The 17,368-nt window shown below is 40.4% G+C and carries 15 protein-coding genes; 11 read left to right on the top strand and 4 right to left on the bottom strand.

Annotated features, from left to right (window positions below; all coding sequences use genetic code 11):
* The first annotated feature begins 56 nt into the window (after positions 1–56).
* The 7 genes from KTO63_RS04420 to KTO63_RS26215 all read left to right on the top strand — a co-directional run bounded on the left by KTO63_RS04420 (position 57) and on the right by KTO63_RS26215 (position 7,064).
* The gene (locus tag KTO63_RS04420; protein ID WP_217789954.1) at positions 57–2,375 is read left to right on the top strand and encodes a TonB-dependent receptor; all 2,319 of its coding nucleotides are present in this window, start codon (positions 57–59) and stop codon (positions 2,373–2,375) included.
* 3 nt (positions 2,376–2,378) lie between these two features.
* Positions 2,379–4,004 (top strand): PepSY domain-containing protein, encoded by a 1,626-nt coding sequence (locus KTO63_RS04415; RefSeq protein ID WP_217789953.1) that lies wholly within the window; start codon positions 2,379–2,381, stop codon positions 4,002–4,004.
* Between the two features lie 195 nt (positions 4,005–4,199).
* Positions 4,200–4,544 carry a hypothetical protein gene (locus tag KTO63_RS04410; protein ID WP_217789952.1) on the top strand — a complete coding sequence of 115 codons (345 nt, stop codon included), beginning with the start codon at positions 4,200–4,202 and terminating at the stop codon, positions 4,542–4,544.
* 177 nt (positions 4,545–4,721) lie between these two features.
* Positions 4,722–5,099 carry a glycine cleavage system protein GcvH gene (gcvH, locus tag KTO63_RS04405; RefSeq protein ID WP_217789949.1) on the top strand — a complete coding sequence of 126 codons (378 nt, stop codon included), beginning with the start codon at positions 4,722–4,724 and terminating at the stop codon, positions 5,097–5,099.
* Positions 5,100–5,178: 79 nt separating this feature from the next.
* On the top strand, positions 5,179–5,715 hold the full coding sequence (locus KTO63_RS04400) for an RNA polymerase sigma factor (protein ID WP_217789948.1): 537 nt from the start codon (positions 5,179–5,181) through the stop codon (positions 5,713–5,715).
* 2 nt (positions 5,716–5,717) lie between these two features.
* Positions 5,718–6,551, top strand: a complete 834-nt coding sequence (locus KTO63_RS04395; protein ID WP_217789946.1) for an anti-sigma factor — start codon at positions 5,718–5,720, stop codon at positions 6,549–6,551.
* Positions 6,552–6,668: 117 nt separating this feature from the next.
* Entirely contained in the window at positions 6,669–7,064 is a 396-nt protein-coding gene (locus KTO63_RS26215) for a VanZ family protein (RefSeq protein ID WP_217789945.1), read from the top strand.
* Positions 7,065–7,477: 413 nt separating this feature from the next.
* Here the strand turns inward: KTO63_RS26215 and prfA are convergent, their stop codons facing one another.
* Positions 7,478–8,545, bottom strand: coding sequence for a peptide chain release factor 1 (gene prfA, locus KTO63_RS04385; protein ID WP_217789944.1), 1,068 nt, complete (start codon positions 8,543–8,545; stop codon positions 7,478–7,480).
* A gap of 115 nt (positions 8,546–8,660) precedes the next feature.
* Here prfA and KTO63_RS04380 point away from each other — a divergent pair, with 115 nt between their 5' ends.
* Positions 8,661–9,821 carry an amidohydrolase family protein gene (locus KTO63_RS04380; RefSeq protein ID WP_217789943.1) on the top strand — a complete coding sequence of 387 codons (1,161 nt, stop codon included), beginning with the start codon at positions 8,661–8,663 and terminating at the stop codon, positions 9,819–9,821.
* 224 nt (positions 9,822–10,045) lie between these two features.
* Here the strand turns inward: KTO63_RS04380 and lysS are convergent, their stop codons facing one another.
* The 3 genes from lysS to KTO63_RS04365 form a co-directional block, all read right to left on the bottom strand.
* The gene (gene lysS / locus KTO63_RS04375) at positions 10,046–11,563 is read right to left on the bottom strand and encodes a lysine--tRNA ligase (protein WP_217789942.1); all 1,518 of its coding nucleotides are present in this window, start codon (positions 11,561–11,563) and stop codon (positions 10,046–10,048) included.
* A gap of 106 nt (positions 11,564–11,669) precedes the next feature.
* Positions 11,670–12,452 carry a sugar transferase gene (locus tag KTO63_RS04370; protein ID WP_217789940.1) on the bottom strand — a complete coding sequence of 261 codons (783 nt, stop codon included), beginning with the start codon at positions 12,450–12,452 and terminating at the stop codon, positions 11,670–11,672.
* A gap of 142 nt (positions 12,453–12,594) precedes the next feature.
* Complete coding sequence (locus KTO63_RS04365; protein ID WP_217789938.1) at positions 12,595–13,545, bottom strand: hypothetical protein; 951 nt, start codon at positions 13,543–13,545, stop codon at positions 12,595–12,597.
* Positions 13,546–13,865: 320 nt separating this feature from the next.
* Between KTO63_RS04365 and KTO63_RS04360 the strand changes: the two genes are divergently transcribed.
* The 3 genes from KTO63_RS04360 to KTO63_RS04350 are packed head-to-tail and all read left to right on the top strand — an operon-like array spanning position 13,866 to position 17,366.
* Positions 13,866–15,113, top strand: a complete 1,248-nt coding sequence (locus tag KTO63_RS04360; RefSeq protein ID WP_217789935.1) for a flippase — start codon at positions 13,866–13,868, stop codon at positions 15,111–15,113.
* A gap of 19 nt (positions 15,114–15,132) precedes the next feature.
* Positions 15,133–16,191: a glycosyltransferase family 2 protein gene (locus KTO63_RS04355; RefSeq protein ID WP_217789933.1), complete on the top strand. Its 1,059-nt coding sequence runs from the start codon at positions 15,133–15,135 to the stop codon at positions 16,189–16,191.
* Complete coding sequence (locus KTO63_RS04350; RefSeq protein WP_217789932.1) at positions 16,188–17,366, top strand: glycosyltransferase family 4 protein; 1,179 nt, start codon at positions 16,188–16,190, stop codon at positions 17,364–17,366. Before KTO63_RS04355 ends, KTO63_RS04350 begins: the two co-directional genes overlap by 4 nt.
* The last annotated feature ends 2 nt before the right edge of the window (positions 17,367–17,368 follow it).

Here is a 17,368-nt window from a genome sequence, read left to right as displayed (position 1 = left end):
AACAATTACATAACTCATCCACTTCAGCCTCGATTTGATCAATCAAAACCTACAAAATGTTTTTAAAAAACATATTGGTTTGTGCTATGCTCCTGTTTGCAATGCAGGCATTCAGCCAAACTATGCAAGGAAAAGTAATAGACAAGAATTCCAAAGAAGCACTTGCGGGTTGCTGTATTTATTGCAACAATAAAATTATTGCGACTACAAACGATAAAGGCGAATTCGAACTATCGCAGCAGTTTCAAAATAAAACCATAACCGTTACTTACACCGGCTTTCAGTCTGCAGAAATAAAATGCGAGAAACTGGCAATCATAAGTCTTGAGCCGTCAAACAATACATTGAATGAAATATCTGTGTCTGCCAACCGCGAAGGTGTAAAGCGTTCGCTGGCGCCGGTTGCCATTGCAAATATCAATTCCAAAACAATCAAGGACACCAAAGCCACAACTGTTGACCAACTACTGAATAAAGTGAGCGGTGTGTACATGGTGAACCTGGGAAATGAGCAGCACATGATGAGCATCCGCCAGCCCATGACCACCAAAAGCATGTTTCTATACCTGGAAGACGGCATTCCCATTCGCACAACAGGCCTCTTCAACCACAATGCGCTGCTGGAAATGAATATGGCAGCGGTAAAAAATATCGAAGTAATCAAAGGACCATCCTCTTCCCTCTATGGAAGTGAAGCCATTGGAGGCGCTGTAAACTTCATCACCGCGTCGCCAACAGCCGTGCCTGTGCTTAAATTATCTCTGCAGGGAAATGATATCGGTTACAAACGTGCCGATCTGCAAACCGGCTTTACCGCCGGCAAATGGGGCGTTTCGGCAAGTGGTTATTACGCGGACAAACGTAACAGCTTTATTGAATACAGCGACTTTCACAAAGGCACTTTCACTGCGAAAGTTGACTATCGTTTCAATAGTAAAACCTACTTGACCAATGGCATTACCTGGCTGAATTATTACAGCGATATGCCCGGAGGTATTGACAGCGCCATGTATGTGGCAAAATCGTTCAGCAATCCGCAAACGTTCACTTACAGGCAGGTAAATGCATTGCGCTACCACTCTACGCTTGTGCATGAATGGAACGATAGAAGCAAAACAACAGCCTCCATCGTTTACCGCGACAATACAATCATTCAAAACCCGTCTTACAGCATAAAGGATGACTATCGCTACACATCATCCGGATGGAAAGGCGATAAAACGCTGGCACACGGAGAGATCAACAATTCTTCCTTTTCCAGTTATGCTTTCATTGCGCAGCACAGACAAAATCTTAACTGGAAAAAAGCGGTGATCATTGCGGGTGCAAATATTGATATTAGTCCGTCGACTTATACTGCAAACTATATCAGGATTAATAAAGACACCATCAGCAAAAAATACACGAGCTATCAAAATACAGACAGCATGCTTGCGCTGTTCAGCACAAACATCAACAACTACGCGGCTTTTGTGAATTTTGAATTTTCTCCCATAGAAAAACTGCGCGTGGTGGCGTCGCTTCGTTATGATTTGTTCAGTTATAAATTCGACAATTCATTGCCAACTTCTTCTTACTCGGGAGCAACAGATACAATCAAAAATTTCTCAGCAGTTAGTCCGAAAATTGGTTTCACTTATAATTTCAGCGATGGCGTTGGCATCTATGCAAACTATAGCCAGGGCTTCGTTCCGCCGCAGATCACCGACCTGTTCAAAGGTGTTAAAGTTCCCAATCTTGACCCTTCCGTTTTTTATAATTACGAGGTGGGTGGATGGGTTTCTATTATTAAAAATAAACTCACTGCAGACATAAGCGCTTACTCTTTGCAAGGCACCAACGAAATTATTTCTGTTCGCCTTGATGACGGCTCCTATGAAAACAGGAATGCCGGAAGAACATCGCACAAAGGCATTGAGCTTGGCTTGAATGCAAACCCGATCAAAAGCATTTCCGTAAGATTCAGCGGCGCTTATAGCAAACACACATTTGTTGACTACGTAGAAAAAGGGATAAGTTACAATAAGAACGAAATGGCCGCAGCGCCAAACTGGTTGTACAATACAGAGGTTTGGTACAGACCGGCTTTTGTAAATGGTTTGCGTCTGGGCGCTGAATGGCAGCACGTAGGCAGCTATTGGCTCGATCCACAAAACACGGCCAAGATTGGCAGTTACAATGTATTCAATGTGCGTGTTGCTTACCAATACAAAAACGCGGAAATATGGGTGAATGCCTTGAATGTGGCAAACACTTACTATGCGTACACTGCAAGCAAAAGTGCTTACGGTTATAGTTACAACCCAGGCGAACCAAGAAATTTCAACATTGGTGTAGCGTATGATTTTGGCAGCTTGTTCAACAAAAAAATGTAAAGAATGTCCCTTAGAAAATATGTCCGCCAGCGAATGATGAAATGGCACCGAACGGTTAGCCTTATAACCGGTATTCCCGTGCTGCTGTGGGCCGCAAGCGGTTTCCTGCATCCGCTCATGACGAATGTTCGTCCGAAAGTAGCGCAGCAAACTATCAATGCTTCATCGGTAGATACCAATCAAATTGTAGTACCGTTGTCACAGGCATTGCTTGCAAATAAAATCGACTCCGTAAAGAATGTTCGATTCGTTCACATCAATAAGCATTTGTTTTATCAAATAGAATTACCGCAACAAAAGGGCGCGCAATACATCAGCACCGAATCAGGAAAATCACTCGCAAACGGTGACGAGATTTATGCAAAGCAACTGGCATCTATTTTTTTATCGGGAAATGCAAAGAGCGATGCGAGTGTAATGGAATGTTGCAGCAATCCAGTGAATAGAAATACGCTGCTGGCTTCTACTAATGTTGATCGCACCAAAAGCAGCGATGCAAAAGACTGCTGCGAAAATATAAACATGAAGGGCGGAGCAACTGCTAACATTTCAGGCATTCAGAAGCTTACCAGTTTCAACGAAGAATATAAATACATCAATCGCTTACTGCCTGTTTATAAAGTAAATTTTAAGAGAGACGACAACATCAGAATCTACGTAGAGACCACGCAGGACAGGTTTGCATTTGCTATGGATAAAAAACGCCTGGTTTTTGATAAGATCTTTTCTCTGCTCCACAACTGGTCGTGGCTGGATGGTTTAGGCAAAGGGCGATTGTTGGTCATAAGCTTAATCACCGCTTTAGCATTCTTCAACACAATACTGGGGCTTTACGTTTTCTTTACCACCAAAGCAAAGAAGAACGGCAATGGCACGAGCGGCGCCAGGAACAATCACCGTTTTGTTTCAATTGTAGCTGCGCTTTTTACACTCCTGTTTACTTTCAGTGGCTGGTACCATGCATTCAACAAAATGACAACAACGGCTGTAGCACAAACTGCAAACGACGCATCGTTTGCGGCAAGCGAACTCAAACTGGATTTGAATGCGGCTTTACAAAAATTATCTTCCGGCGAAACATTTACCAATATTGGCCTCGCAGATATCGACGGTACTATTTACTGGCAGTTGTACGCGGCAAGGGACAAGAAAAACAATTTGCAGGGCGATCTGATGAAGGACCAAAAAGTTGCTGCACCCCTTGTAAAATTTGTCAGCAACAACAATTATGAACTCGCCAAAGACGGAGAAAAACTATATGCACAACATCTCGCAAACATGTACAGCGAAAGCTCCAGCAAAATTGTAGCAACGGAACTCGTCACAAAGTTTACTGACGAATACGGATTCATCAACAAGCGCCTGCCCGTTTGGAAAGTACAGTACGAAACAGGCAATCATGAAAAGTATTATGTGGAAACAAGCACCGGTGCGCTGGCATTAAAAATTAGCGATAAAGACCTGGCGGAAGGTTACAGCTTTGCATTGCTTCACAAGCATCACTTCATGGATTTTGGCGGCAAAATGGTTCGTGATATCAGTACGATGTTTTGGGCGTTTATGCAGATTGCAATGGTAGTGGTGGGGTTTGTGTTGTACTTCAAGCTGAGAGGGAAAGCACACGGATGACACGGATTGGACGGATTTACACGGATTTTTTGCTAATAATTGAATAACAGAATAACTGAAGGGTTACACATTCGAGGTGTCCGAAAAATATTTACGAGTTCGTGTTTCAGAAAGATCCGTGTAAATCAGTCCAATCCGTGTCATCTGTGTGCCATTCTCTGCGTGCCATTCTCTGCGTTCCCCTACCTTTGCACCATGAATATTCAAGACGATTTACAAAGCCGCTGGTGGCAACTGGAAGCGAAATTGGTGGAGCGCTTTGGCAAAAAGCCCGATATGGAAACCATTCTTTTCATGATAGGCGTTCAGGAGCTGGGCGATATAAAAAAGAAATTTTCCAAGGAACAAAAGCAGGACCTCATGCATATAGCGGTTTGTACCGTGCTAACGCCAAGCGGCTACTACGAAATGGAAGGAGTAGACGCCGATGGATGGCCGCATTTCCGCCAGTTAAAAGAATTGCCAAAATACGGTTTGAAAGAACAGGAAGACTTTTTGAAGGACCATGTGCTGATGTATTTTCAGCAACAGGAATTTTAGTTAGTGGAGAGTTGAAAATGGAGAGTGGAGAGTTAGAAATCGTTTAAGTATTGGCTACAAAAGCAATTACCGGCTTAACTCTCCACTCTCAACTCTCCATTCTCAACTCAAAAAAGCTTTTTCTTTTTTCTCAAAAAAAAGGCATCTTTGCTGCTCTAAAAACTAAAAAAACGTATCATGAACTTTCCAGATAATCTGCGTTATACAAAAGACCACGAATGGGTTAGCCTGAGCGGCAATGTTGCAACAGTTGGTATTACAGATTTCGCACAAAGCGAATTGGGTGATATCGTGTTTGTAGAAGTAGAAACTGTTGGTAAAGAGCTGGCTACCGGCGAAATTTTTGGTACTGTAGAAGCGGTAAAAACGGTGAGCGACCTGTTCTTGCCTGTTGCCGGAACAATCACTGAATTGAACCCTGCTTTGGCTGGAAGCCCTGAGCTGGTTAACACAGATCCATATGGCGAAGGCTGGATGATCAAAATGACGGTAAGCAACACTGCAGAAGTTGATGCATTGCTGGATGCCGCTGGTTACAAAGCCATCGTAGGTTAAACCAAACAACATATTTTGACGTATATAAAGAGTGCTTCGGCGCTCTTTTTTTGTTAATATTGTATCACTTTCAACGTTATTGTCAATTAAACAAACATATACCGAAGCAGAGCTTATAACGCTTTTAAAGCAACGGAATAATGGCTCCTACAATTATCTGTATGAACATTATTCAGGCGCTTTGTACAGCATTATATTACAGATCGTACAGAATGAAAGCGCTGCGGGCGATGTGTTGCAGGAGGTTTTTGTAAACATCTGGAAGAAAATAGAAAGCTACGATGAAACAAAAGGGCGCTTGTTTACATGGATGCTCAATATTGCCCGCAATGCGGCGATAGACATGGTTCGCTCCAAAACCTATCGCAACAGTCACAGAAGCGAATCACTTGATAGCAGTGCAGATAATTTGCAAAGCATACAACTGGAAGTTGACAATATAGGTTTGAGAAAAATAGTTGATAAGTTAAAACCAGAACAACGGTCGTTGATAGAGCTTGCATATTTTAAAGGATATACACACGAGGAAATTGCGGAGATTGAATCAATTCCTTTAGGCACTGTAAAAACGAGGATCAGAGCGGCGCTTCAACAATTGAGAACATTTTTGAAATAGAAATGAACATACAGGAATACATACAAAGTGGTATTATCGAGAGCTATGTACTCGGCCTTGCTTCGGAAGAAGAAAGGCTTGAGTTTGAAAGCGTATGTGCCACCTATCCTGAAGTAGTTAAAGCGAGAGAAGCATTTGAGCTGTCCCTGGAGCATATTGCCATGTCCGATGCCGTTACACCGCCGGCATATTTGAAAGATAAAATTCGCAATGCAGCCACCGGCGAAAGAAATGGTGAATACATGGCAAGCTATTCTTACACAGAAAATGAATATGAGGATGAAGACCAGCCTCTCATCATAAGAAAACTATTTTCACTTCGCTCTGCCGCCGCGGCCGCTATTATTTTGCTGGGAGCAAGCACTCTATTGAATTTCTATTTTTACAAGGAAAACAAAAAACTGGTTAAGGCATTTAATGACCTGTCCATTCAACAAAATCAATTGGTAAACAACAACCAGTCGATGCAGGCGAAACTGCAGGATTATGAAGCCAATTTTGAGCATATCAGAAATCCGAGAATGAAGGCGGTAAAACTTCCGGGCGTTTCTGCGAACCCTTCCAGCATGTGTACCGTTTATTGGGACACGCAAACAAAAGATGTGTACCTGATGGTAAACAACTTACCAAAACCAGCGCCCGGGATGCAATATCAATTGTGGGCAATGGTGGACGGCAAACCTGTAGATGCGGGAATGCTCGATATGGACAAAGACAATATGGTTGTAAAAATGAAAAATATCCCTTCGGCTACGGCGTTCGCAGTTACTTTGGAGAAAAAAGGAGGAAGCCCAACTCCTGACATGAACGCCATGTTTGTTATGGGAACCATTTAAATTAATCAAAACGCCCCGGTTCGTGTCTTCACGAACCGAAATGGCAATCAATGCCGGCTGGTTCGTGAAGACACGAACCAGGGCGTTTAATGCTCACACTAACTATTTATTTTTCCTGTGCTAAAATTTCTTTTTAAAACGCCTGTCGTACCCGTATTCTGGACCTTGGTAATCCAGGTTCTATTGTGCCTGCCGGGTTCTGCCATTCCACAAAGCAGTTGGCTGGACGCAATACATATTGACAAGATTGCACATGTAATATTGTTTGGCGGCCTTGTAGTTACATGGGCCTTGTTCCTTAACCGGAATCATTTCTACTCTAAGCAGCTCACAAAATTTTTGCTGATACTATTTTTGCTTTCTACGGCAAATGGCATTTTGCTGGAGTTCGTCCAGAAATATTATATACCGAATAGAAGCTTTGATTTATTTGATATTGTAGCGGATACGTGCGGAGCTGCAGCAGGTTTTTTATTTTCTTTCATTTATTTTTCAAAATCACGCAGCATTTAACAAAAACATATTGTCTTGAAATAAAAAGGCCCTTGTAGAAACAAGGGCCGTAACCAAAACTAACTGCTTATGAGAAAATTGACTGCTTTTGTGTAAGTCAATAGAAAGACTGTTTTATAAATTGAACTCCATATGTAAGATGCAAAACTGATGCCTTGGGTTCAATTTCTTTTGTTAAAGTATCCTTAAAGAGCTTTTAGACTTCTCGTCTCACTTTTCAACATCATTTTCACATCACAAAGCAACGCAATAACATTGTAACTTGCAAGTGCTTTTCGTCAGCTTTTCAAAATTTTAACACTACAAAGGCTGATTTTAAGCAGTTTAGGTAAAAATGCGGCCTTTAACGGTCCTTTTTTTGCGTATTTGTACTTATTCCGGTCAGTTCGGGATTTGTGGAAGTTCTTACCCATTTATTGCTGCTGCGCCGTCATTTTTTCTGCATTCTCCGCAAATTGCAGAGCATCAATGAATTCGTCCACATCTCCATTCATTACAGCATCCAGGTTATATACAGTCAGTCCAATCCTGTGATCGGTCACACGCCCCTGGGGATAGTTGTAAGTTCTGATCTTGGCACTTCTATCACCTGTGCTTACCAAACTTTTACGGTGTCGGGAAATCTCTTCTTCCTGCTTACGCACCTGCTCTTCATATAAGCGCGTACGCATCATCTGCATCGCCTTCTCCCTGTTGCCCAATTGAGAACGTTCTGTTTGGCAAATCACCACGGTTCCTGTTGGCAAGTGGGTCAACATTACCTTGGTTTCCACCTTGTTCACGTTCTGTCCACCCGCACCACCACTTCGCGCCGTTTCCATTTTCACATCGCTTTCTCTCAGTTCAAAATCCACCTCCTCTGCTTCCGGCATTACAGCCACAGTTGCAGCGCTGGTATGCACACGTCCACTGGCTTCCGTAGCAGGTACACGTTGTACGCGGTGCACACCACTTTCAAATTTCAGCGTTCCATATACATCATCTCCCACCACTTCCACGTTTACCTCTTTGTAGCCTCCCACAGTACCTTCACTTTCGCTCAAAATGGCTGTTTTCCAGCCTTTCTTGGCGCAATAACGCAGGTACATATCCAACAGGTTACCTGCGAATAAACTAGCCTCATCACCGCCGGTTCCTGCGCGAATTTCAAGAATGGCATTCTTCTCATCCTGCGGATCTTTAGGGATCAGCAATTGGCGAATCTCCGCTTCCATTTTCTCTTTGCGTTCTTCAAGATCTGCAGTTTCCAGCTTGGCCAGATCCCTTAGTTCATCGTCATCGCCCATCAAAGCTTCGCGATTAAAATCGATATCGTCGAGTAATCTTTTGTATGCATCATAAGCCATTACAATTTTTTCCAGGCTACGGTATTCTTTACTCATAGCGCTGAACTTCTTGTTGTCACTCACAATCTCGGGGTTTGTAAGCGCAACACCCAGGTCCGTAAACTTTGCTTTAATGGCTTCTAATCTGTCTAACATATTGTAATATTATTTTGAAACCGCAGAAGTAATGCTGTTCGCATCATAGATTTGCCCAGCCAACTTCAACCGTTCAACCTTTTTTAAAGGTTTGCAAAATTAATTCAATTAAAGCATGCGTTATCAAAAATTCAAAGGTGATTTTTTATTTACGGGAAAAGAAATGTTATCAGGCGATCAGGTATTGATAATCAGCGAAAAAGGAGAGGTGCAGGAGATCGTTCCATCAAGTGATGCGGGTGACGATATCCAGGTTTTTGAAGGCACTTTGGCCCCGGGTTTTGTAAACTGTCATTGTCACCTTGAGTTGAGCCATTTGAAAGATGTGATTCCTCCACACACGGGCTTGGTAGATTTTTTAATTTCGGTTATACAAAGACGTGGTTTTGAAAAAGAGGTGATCGCCGACGCGATTACAAGAGCAGAACAGGAAATGTATAACAACGGAACTGTTGCTGTTGGCGACATTGGCAATACCATAGATGCGATTGCTACGAAACAACAAAGCAACATCTACTGGCAAAATTTTATAGAGGTCCTTAGCTTTTCAGATGCGCGTGCGGAGGAAAACATGGCCAACTACAAAAATATTTTGCAAACATTTCAACAGGCACTAAGCGGCAAAAGCTCACTGGCGCCACATTCGCCATACAGCATCAGCCCTAAAACATTTGAAATGATCAATGCTGCCACTAAAGAACAGATCATTTCCATACACAACCAGGAAAGCATTGCAGAAGATGTTTTGTACAAAACCGGTGAAGGTGATTTTTTAAAACTGTATAAAAATTTTGGCGTTGAAAAATCGCCGTTTCCAATAACCGGCAAATCCACTATACAATCTTATTTACCGCACTTCAAAAACGGCCAGACTATTTTTATTGTGCATAACACCTACATGCAGGAAGAGGATATTGTGTTCGCTAATAATTACGCTATGCAAAACGGATTGCAGCTGGTGTATTGCTTTTGCCCAAATGCAAACAAATACATTGAAAACCAGTTGCCTCAATTGGATCTGTTCATTAAACATAATTGTCGCATGGTTTTGGGGACCGACAGCTACAGCAGCAACTGGCAACTGAATATTGCCAAAGAAATAAAAACTTTACATGAGGCTTTTCCGGATGTTTCTTTAACTACGCTTTTACAGATGGGGAGTTTGAATGGTGCAGAAGCGCTACAATTAACGGACAAACTAGGAAGCTTTGAAAAAGGAAAAACGCCAGGTGTGGTGGCTATTTCGGGCGACTTTAAGAGTAGAAGAATTGGTTGAGGAAGTTGTTCGTTGATCGTTGTTTGGTAAGAACATTTCTGCTCTCGTACGCTTTTAGCTTCGGAGTTCTATTCTGTTGCCTCTGGCAACATTTATCGCCAGAGGCGATATAATAATGCTGCAAGGCTACAAGCCTTGCAGAGCTCACATAAAAAAGTTGTTAGCTGTTAGACAGAAGTTCGAACTTAAGGTCTAACAACTAACAACCAATAACTAACAACTTATTATTCCGCCTTCTCCTGACGCATTTGAGGGAAGAACAATACATCCTGGATTGACGGCTGGTTGGTCATCAACATCACAAGTCTGTCGATACCAATACCAATACCACTTGTAGGCGGCATTCCGTATTCAAGTGCTCTTAAGAAATCATAGTCGATATACATTGCTTCATCATCGCCGCGCTCCATCAATTTTACCTGCTCCTCAAAACGTTCACGTTGATCAATAGGGTCATTTAGCTCACTGTAAGCATTTGCCAATTCTTTTCCGTTGATCATTAACTCAAAACGCTCTACCAGTCCGGCTTTGCTGCGATGTTTCTTGGTAAGTGGACTCATCTCTACCGGGTAGTCGATTATGAAAGTTGGCTGTATATAATTGTCCTCGCATTTTTCGCCAAAAATCTCATCGATCAGTTTGCCTTTACCAAATTTTGGATCGGCGTGTAAACCAAGCTGCTTACAAGCACCACGCAAACCTTCTTCATCCATTGCACTTACATCTATTCCTGTATGTTCGTTAATAGCATCGTAAATAGAAATACGCTTGAACGGTGCTTTGAAGCTGATTATTTTATCGCCTACCTGTACTTCTGTGGTACCGTGTAGTGCCAGCGCAATTTTTTCAAAAAGCTGCTCTGTTATTTCCATCATCCAGAAATAATCCTTGTATGCAGTATACCATTCAAGTACGGTGAACTCAGGGTTGTGCGTTCTATCCATACCTTCGTTGCGAAAGTTGCGGCTGAATTCGTATACCCAGTCAAAGCCACCAACGATCAGTCTTTTCAGGTAAAGCTCGTTTGCGATGCGCAGGTACAAAGGCATGTCCAGCGCATTGTGGTGAGTGATGAAAGGTTTCGCAGCGGCACCACCCGGAATGCTTTGCAGCACAGGGGTATCCACTTCAAGCGCCCCTTGTCCGTTAAGGAATTCACGGATCGTGTTCATCAATACCGTTCTTTTAACGAAGGTTTCTCTTACCGAAGGATTTACAATCAAATCTGCATAACGCTGGCGGTAACGGAACTCAGGGTCTGTTACTTCGTCAAACACATTCCCTTCCTTATCATGTTTTACTACCGGAAGCGGTTTAAGTGATTTTGTAAGTAATGTAATTGTCTGTGCGTGAATGGAGGTTTCACCAGTTTTTGTAATGAATACATAACCAGTGGCACCAATGATATCACCGAGATCCAGATGTTTTACCATATTATCCCAGAGAGACTTATCCTCGCCCGGGCAGATCTCATCACGCTTTACATATAGTTGAATAATGCCTTTGCTGTCTTGTATCTTAATAAAGAAAACCTTGCCTTTATCGTTATTACTCATGATTCTACCGGCAACGCACACTGAGCTGTACTTCTCCTTATTCTCTTCAGTAAAATCGTTCTTGATATCCGTTGAAAAATGGGTAACCGGATATAATGGCGCCGGATACGGGTCGATGCCCGCGGCTTGTAGTTTAGCCAATTTCTCCCTGCGAATGATTTCCTGTTCTGACAAATGTGTATTCATAAAAAAAAGCCCGCTTTCAAACGAGTGTGCAAAAATAATCGTTTATTTTTTGCTACTACCCTTTAAAAGCGGACTTTGAAAAAAAAGTTAAATTCTGTATAGAAAATTAAACCACCATTTTCTTGTTCACCTCTCTCACACGAGCCATTTCTGGTCTTGGAGAAATAGTAAGTTTTCTTTCAAGCTCTTCAATTTCTTTGTTTTTGTTTACCAGAGCATTTAATGTCTGTTGAAAAGTGATGCTAATCAGTTTCAAATCAAGAAAGAAACTAATGTGGCGGACATAAAAAATATCCCATTGGTATCTCGAAACAACGCTGTCAATATCATTGGTTGGTCCGCGAAAACCTTTCGTCTGCGCCATTCCGGTAATACCTGGCTTCACAGAATGTCTTAGATCATAGCTTGCTACAACATTGGAAAAGTCCCTACAATCTTTTGTCATATGAGGTCGTGGGCCAACGATACTCATGTTTCCAAATAAAACGTTAAAAAATTGCGGGAGTTCGTCAATATTAGTGGTTCTGAAGAAGCGGCCAACTCTTGTAATTCTTACATCATCATCGGTTGCCTGCTTAACATCCGCAAGATTGTTAACTACCATTGTGCGCAATTTCAGGCAGCTAAATAATCTCCCTTTATAGCCGACTCTTTTTTGTTTAAAGAAAACGGGGCCTCTGGAATCAAGTTTTATTAAGATAAAACAGATGGGTAATAGCCAAGACAATAAACAAATTATGACAACTAAGGAGAAGGCTATATCGAAAGCCCGCTTGGCGATCAAATGTTTCTTCTTTATTCGTGCGTAAGGGGCGGGCCTTTTAATGCCGTTAACAGTCGGCAACTCTCTACTCAGAGCTTTTGCTTTCTCTTTTTGTGCGATATTCATAATATCAGATAAGGTTTTGAGTGGTCAATCAGGATAATGGCAAATAAATCGCCGCAAATATATCCCATTATATATCAATAACAATACCACAAAGCGGGTATGCTATCGATAGTATATTTTGTAAACATCTAGCTGACACATCTCAAAAAGCAAACGTTGCATTGTCTTTCTGAAAAATTTTCTTTGGGGATCGATTATAAACCGATCTGGCTACCAAACCGAGGAATAGCCAGTAGCTGCTCGCAAATATTGGCGTTTCTAATACCGGGTTAAATGCAGCTACAATGCTTATTGCAAAAAATGATAAGAAAAAGATATAACTGTCTGATTGAAGGTATTGATCACGATTGTTAAAAAATTCTTTAAATACTTTCCTGTAAATCAATCCCAAGAAAACGATGGCGACAATTCCAAGCCTGCCGAATAAATAAATAAATGAATTGTGCCCGCCAACAACATAAGGAAGAGATGGCATCTTTGTAGGGTCCTCAACCGGAAAATATGTAAGCATCGGGGTACCGAAACCAGCCCCAAAGATATTTCCGGGAAAATGATTAAATAAAATCTGATCCCATAGCAAGATCCTCCAGGTGTTGTTTGGATCTTTTGCCAAAAGCGGGTGTTGCTTCATTACAAGTTCTATAACCTCATTTTTAGGAACGTTATACATCATAGCAACATAAGGATGCAAATAGATCATCAGCGAGGCAGCAAACACCAGACCTGTTATTACGACAATTTTGAAAAACTTGTATGATGGCGAAGCCAGAAGCAAAACATAAAACATTCCAACAACTGCGGCTGTAGAAGAATGGTAAGTCACAGCATAGACGAAATTTATCGGCACTAAAAGCCAATAAATGTGTTTATTTTGCACTCTTTTGAAAAGAGGAGGAAACAAAGTCGCCATCCCAAAGCGTTCAAAAAAAGACTCATTTGGTACAAGTAAAAACATCAGAATATATAAACCTAGTATATGTTTTGTCTTATTAAAAAAATATAAAAAATATTTCTGAAGATAAAATCCTACAAAAAAAGTCGCAATGGAATATACTATAACAAGGTTTCGCAAAAAGTAGTAAATGTTATCCAACCTGAACAAAGAAACGAAAACGTGGAAGGTACACCATAAGATTAAAATCAATAAATATATCGTTATGTCGTCGTTTTTAAACCGAAACTTATGGTAAGCAATAAGGCCAATGCCACACAGGGAAAGGATTTCATTTAAAAAAAATTGTCTTTCCAGTATTCTCGGCGCAATTATATATAACAGCGTCAAAAAGAAAACTAAGGATGCTAAAGTTACTTTTCTGGGCATTATCTAGGGATAAAATTTAGAAAGCGAAGTAATAAAATATTACGCGGAAAAAAATAATTTTTTAAATACCAAATTTTGAAAACCTATATCCTATGGATATAAAATTTAGAAAGAACATCGCAGCCTTATTGATATTACAAAAAGCTAACTATATATTACCCTTTGTAGTTATACCTTATTTAACACGCACCCTAGGCCCGGACAATTTTGGCAAAATAAGTTTTATCCAGGCGGTCATAAATTATTTTGTTTTATTCACAGATTTTGGCTTTAACATGTCTGCAACCCAGCACGTAGCCCTATCAAGAAACAATATCGACGAGTTAAGCAAAATTTTCTGGACAACAACTTTTTCTAAAATGCTACTTGCAATAGTTAGCTTCTTCTTACTATTGTGTCTCATTCTAGCCATTCCAGAAATGCGATCCAGCTTCTTTTTGTACATGATCGGTTTTTTTGTAGTGCTGCAAAGCCTGTTTAGCCCGACGTGGTTTTTCCAGGGAATCGAGAAAACACAATGGATCATCCCCATATCGGTCATACCCAGAGCTGTTTCAATTCTGCTCGTATTTGTCTTCATCAAAACATCAAACGATTTCACCGCAGCGCTATTTATCCAATCATTCGTTTGTTTTATTATGACGATAATCATAACCGTTATATTTTTTCTCAGGAAAAAGCTAATCAAATGGTACGTTCCAAAAATTGCAGAAATTAAAAATGCCCTGGATGATGGATGGCACCTGTTCTTGTCTACAGCTGCTATAAGCTTATATACAACGTCCAACACAGTATTGCTTGGCATTATTGCAAATGACAAAATGGTCGGCTATTTTGTTGCAGCTGATAAATTGATCAAAGGAGTCCAGTCATTAACATTCACGATAGGCCAGGCAGCTTATCCGAGAATGACCATCTATGCAAAAGAATCAAAAGAAAAAGCATTGGCGTTTCTAAAAAAATGCTATAAAATAATGTCCATTTCCGGGCTGGTCTGTTCAATTTTTTTATTTCTCTTTGCAGATATACTTATTCGAATAGTATTTGGTGCTCAATATTTGCCTTCAAAAGCATTATTGCAAATAATGTCTCCGGCGCCTTTTATTGTGATCTTAAGCTATGTATTTGGAATACTTGGCTTGTTACCATTTGGGCTTAAAAAAACATATTCAACCATATATATAATAACCGGATTGGCCAGCATTGCTTTTACCATACCCCTGGCCTTTTACTATAACATGTACGGAATTTGTGTGTCTGTCATTCTTACAGAAATTTTCATTACGATCGTAACATACAGTGCCCTGAAAAGAAACAATATAAATTTATCTTTAATCTAATCTAAGTTAATAGTTTATAATGCCCCTAGTATCTGTAATTATACCAACCTTTAACTCTTCAAAATACATTTTGAAAACGTTGGATGCGATTTTTACTCAAACGCTCCAGGATTTCGAAATTATTATTGTAGACGATTGCTCAACTGATAATACAGTTGATATTATTAAGGCAATAGGTGATCCCCGTATAAAATTATCTGTAAACGAAAGCAACAAAGGAATCTCTTTTACTCATAATAAGTTAATTAGCCTATGCACTACTAACTATATAGCTATTCAGGATCACGACGACATTTCTTATCCTTACAGATTGAAGAGCCAATTTGAATTTCTGGAGAAAAGGAAAGATTTGATTGCGGCGGCTTCATTTCCGACCTACATTGACGAGTCTGGCAATGATATTATGAGCCCATTTTTCAGAAAGATCTTAAGACTGTTGGGCCTTAATAATTACAATCCGAGCCAGGAAGGTATTTCTGCGTGCATGTTATTTGCAAACATTTTTTGTCATTCTACCGTAATGATAAATAAGAAACGATTAGGGGACCAGAGATATAGCGAAGATTTTAAAATTTGCGACGACTACGATCTACTTGCACGTTTTGCCAAAAACAACGCTATTAAAATAAACAGAAGGCCCGTTTTAAAATATAGAATACACCGGCTGAACACATCTTCAAAGCGCTTCAAAGAAAGAGAGCATGAAGTTGACATTATACAAAAAAAGTATTTAAGTCTTCTTAACATACATCCCTCTGAAGAAGAGCTTTATATTCACAACGGATATTTTAACAGACTCGAAATTTTTTCACCAGACATCGAATATCTGCATAAAACCGTCAACTGGTATAATAAAATCGAGTCGCATAATAAAGAATATAAAATTTATGCGAAGAAAGAGCTGAAAGAAGCAATTTCTTCCAATTGGTTTGTCAGATGCTTCGAAAGTAAAAGACTGGGGATGCCTGTGCTGAAAGCTTACTTTAAAGCAAAAGATGAATCTGGCAAAAAGATTGGAAAACCAGGTAAAGGATTGCTGCTTTTATTTGCAATACTTTTAAAGAGAGATTTAAAATGAGGATTCTATTTATACATAATGCGTACCGGCAGTTAGGCGGAGAAGATGTTGCTGTTAAACAGGAGATGGAACTGTTGAGAGCCAAAGGCCACTCGGTGGAATTGCTCAACTTCAATAATGAAATAACAGAAGGTGGGATGTCCAAACTAAAATTTGCGATTTCCTCCATTTACAATAAGCGGTCGTATCGAAAAGTACGGTTGATCGTCGAAACATTTAAACCGGATGTAGCCCATGTGCACAATTTCTTTTTCAATGCATCTCCCTCTGTTTTCTTTGCTTTAAAAAAAATGCGCGTTCCGGTAGTAGCTACATTGCACAACTACCGTCTTATCTGTGCAAATGCCTTGCTGCTGCGAAACAACACACCCTGTGAATTATGTGTTACCAAGATTTTGCCTCTGTCCGGAATTAAATATAAATGTTACCACAATTCAACAGTTCAATCTGCAGTTGTAACAGGCATTTCGTCGGTTCACAAATTTATTGGAACGTGGAAGAATCTGATAAACCGATACATTTTATTGACCGATTTTTCCAAGAATGTAATTATCAATTCGGCGCTTACTTTACCAAATGACAAGGTAACAATTAAACCTAATTTTGTTTTCGATAATGGTGTTGGGCAGGACGAGCGGGAAGATTTTTTTCTGTTTGTGGGAAGAATTTCAATCGAGAAAGGCATAGTAACATTATTGGAGGCTTTTTCTAAACATACAAAGGAAAAAATAGTTATTGTAGGTGATGGCCCTGAAAGAGCGAGACTTGAGCAACAGTATCAAAGCTTTGATAACATAGAATTTGCCGGGCAAAAATCAAAAAATGATGTTCTAAATTTCATGAAAAAATGCAAAGCGCTTATTTTTCCGTCTATTTGGTACGAAGGGTTGCCCTTTACCATAATTGAAGCCTTTTCAACTGGTACACCGGTTATTACATCAAGGATCGGATCAATGAAAGACTTGGTAAACGACGGTTTTAATGGGTTTTTATTTGAGCCGGGCAACGCGGCCCAACTGGTTGAAATTCTAGAAACATTTGGCAATAGGGCATCAAGCCACATTTATCACAACTCTCGTCTTACATACTTAAGCAAATACACGCCGGACGTAAACTACGAGATGTTAATGACAATTTATCAGCAAGTGCTTAACACAACTAAAATAAAGGGATAATT

The organism is Pinibacter aurantiacus (assembly GCF_019130065.1).
Classification (GTDB): domain Bacteria; phylum Bacteroidota; class Bacteroidia; order Chitinophagales; family Chitinophagaceae; genus Pinibacter; species Pinibacter aurantiacus.
The sequence above is the reverse complement of the archived record's forward strand: the minus strand, read 5'-3'. Positions and strand labels throughout refer to the sequence as shown.